The organism is Methylobacterium sp. A52T (assembly GCF_053346095.1).
Genome location: NZ_JBKFBI010000282.1, coordinates 1 through 2238, shown reverse-complemented (window position 1 = coordinate 2238; position 2238 = coordinate 1). Strand labels below are relative to the sequence as shown.

Below are 2238 nucleotides of genomic sequence, written 5' to 3'. Positions count from 1 at the left end.
GGGCCCGCGCCCCCCCCCCGCGCGCGGGGCCCGGGCCGGCCCCCGGGCCGCCGGCCCCGGCCGGGGGCGACGGCGCGATCAGGCGGCGCGCATCTCGACGAGGAAGCGCATCACCTCGGCGCGCAGGGCCTCGGCGCTGCGGCAGACGTCGCCGGCCGCGGCACCGACCTCACCGGCCACGCGGTGCGTCGCCTCCGCCGCCGACGAGGCCGAGACCACGTTCGCGCTCACCGCGTCGGTCCCCCGGGCGGCCTCGTCGATGTTCTGCGAGATGTGCCCGGTGGCGAACCGCTGCTGCTCGACCGCCGCCGCGATCGCGCTGGCGATCGCGTTCATCGTGTCGACGGTCCTCCCGATCGAGTGGACCGCGCCGACCGCCTCCGTCGTCTCGCCCTGGATCGCCGCGATCTGCGCCGTGATCTCCTCCGTGGCCTTCGCGGTCTGCCCGGCCAGGCCCTTCACCTCGGCGGCGACCACCGCGAAGCCGCGTCCCGACTCGCCCGCCCGCGCTGCCTCGATCGTGGCGTTCAGCGCCAGCAGGTTGGTCTGCTCGGCGATCGCCGAGATGATCCGCACGACCTCCCCGATCCGCTCCGCCGCCCCGGCGAGGCCGCGGATCTGCCGGTCGGTCCGCTCCGCCTCGCTCACCGCCTGACCGGCGATCGCGGCCGACTTGGTGACCTGCCCGCCGATCTCGCCGATCGAGGCGGACAGCTCCTCGGTCGCCGCCGCCCCCCTCTGCACGTTGGCGGCGGGCTGCTGGGCCCCCCCCGCGGGCCGGCCGGGCCGGCCGGGGGCCCGCCCCGGGGGGGCGGCCCGGCCCCCCCGCCCCGGCGGCCGGGCCGGCCTGCCGGCACGCCTGCGCGGCGGTGTCGGCCATCGCCCGACAGGCCTCCCGCATGCCGGCCGCGGCGGTGTCGACCCGTGCCAGGAGCTGGCTCGCCTCGGTGTCGAAGCTGCGGGTCACCGCCTCCATCCACTGGGCCCGCTCCTGCCGACGCTCCTGCTCGGCGCGCTGCTCGCTCGACAGGGTCCGCGCCTCGATCATGCTGTCCCGGAACACGCCGGCGGCCTCGGCCATCTGGCCGATCTCGTCGCGCCGGCCGAGACCCGGGATGGCGACGTCCGTCGCGCCGCCGGCGAGGCGGCGCAGGGCGGCCGTGAAGGCGCTCAGGGGGCGGGTGATGCTGCGCGCCAGCAGGAACCCGACCAGCCCGATCGCGATCCCGAGGGGAATCAGCCAGAGCAGGGTGGTGACCATTCGCGCCCGGTCCAGGGCGTGGATGTCGTCGACGTACAGGGCCGAGCTGATCACCCATTGCCAGGGCTCGTAGGCGAGCGAGTAGGCGACCTTCGGGGCGGGCTCGGTCTCGCCGAGGCGGGCCCAGCGGTACTCGGTGAAGCCGCCGCCCTCCCGGGCATGCTGGATCATCGTCCAGACGAAGGTCTTCTTCATCGCCGCGTCGTCGCGGGACCGCGTGCCCTCGATCTTGGGATCGGGGTGCACGACGTTGCGGCCGATGTTGCCCGGCTCCGAGCTGTAGACGAAGACGTAGTCGCCGCCGTTGTAGCGCATGGCCCGCAGCGCCTCCGCCGCGCGCCGACGCGCCTCGTCGGCCGGGACGGCGCCGGCCTCCGCCTGCCGGGCGAACGCCGCCACGATGCCGTGCGCCGACTCGACCTGGGCGCGGACGGCGGCCTTGCGCCCCTCCATCATCACCGCGCCGACGGACGAGACCTGGACGCCCACGATCGATATGAATGCCAGCAGGATGCCGCTGATAAGATAAAATATTTTTCTACCGATCGTCATCTCAAATATTCCTCCCTAAAAATAAAGTTATACCGCGAAGCTCGCGGATCGAATCAATTGTCCTTCAGCGCCGCGCCCGCCGATCATCTGCCGAACATTGGAATAATTCCATGCCGGCCACACATGCGAGATATGCTTCATCGCGCTCCCGGCGGAACGGTCGGCCGAAACGGTCGACCTCGTCGCGGACGGTCGCGTGCCGCCGTCGCACGGCCCGCGGGCGCCGATCGGCGTGCCGGACCGCGGTAGCGGGGCGGGCGAGGCCGGAACGCGACGTTCGAGAGGTTCACGCCGCGCGACACGCGGCGGGTCAGCGAGCCGCCGGTCGTCCACGCCCGCCCGGCGGCCGCGCTCGTCCGCCGGCCCCCGGCGGCCCGCCGCCCGGCCCCCTCCGGGGGCCCGGGGGGGGGGGGGGGGGGGGCGGC

1 protein-coding gene and 1 pseudogene are annotated in these 2238 nt (G+C 74.6%); both read right to left on the bottom strand.

Annotated features, from left to right (window positions below; all coding sequences use genetic code 11):
* Positions 1-78: 78 nt before the first annotated feature.
* Positions 79-744 (bottom strand): methyl-accepting chemotaxis protein, encoded by a 666-nt coding sequence (locus ACLBYE_RS30320; RefSeq protein WP_447697005.1) that lies wholly within the window; start codon positions 742-744, stop codon positions 79-81.
* A gap of 385 nt (positions 745-1129) precedes the next feature.
* Positions 1130-1714 (bottom strand): annotated as a pseudogene (locus tag ACLBYE_RS30315) (cache domain-containing protein); the annotation flags it as partial.
* Positions 1715-2238 lie beyond the last annotated feature (524 nt).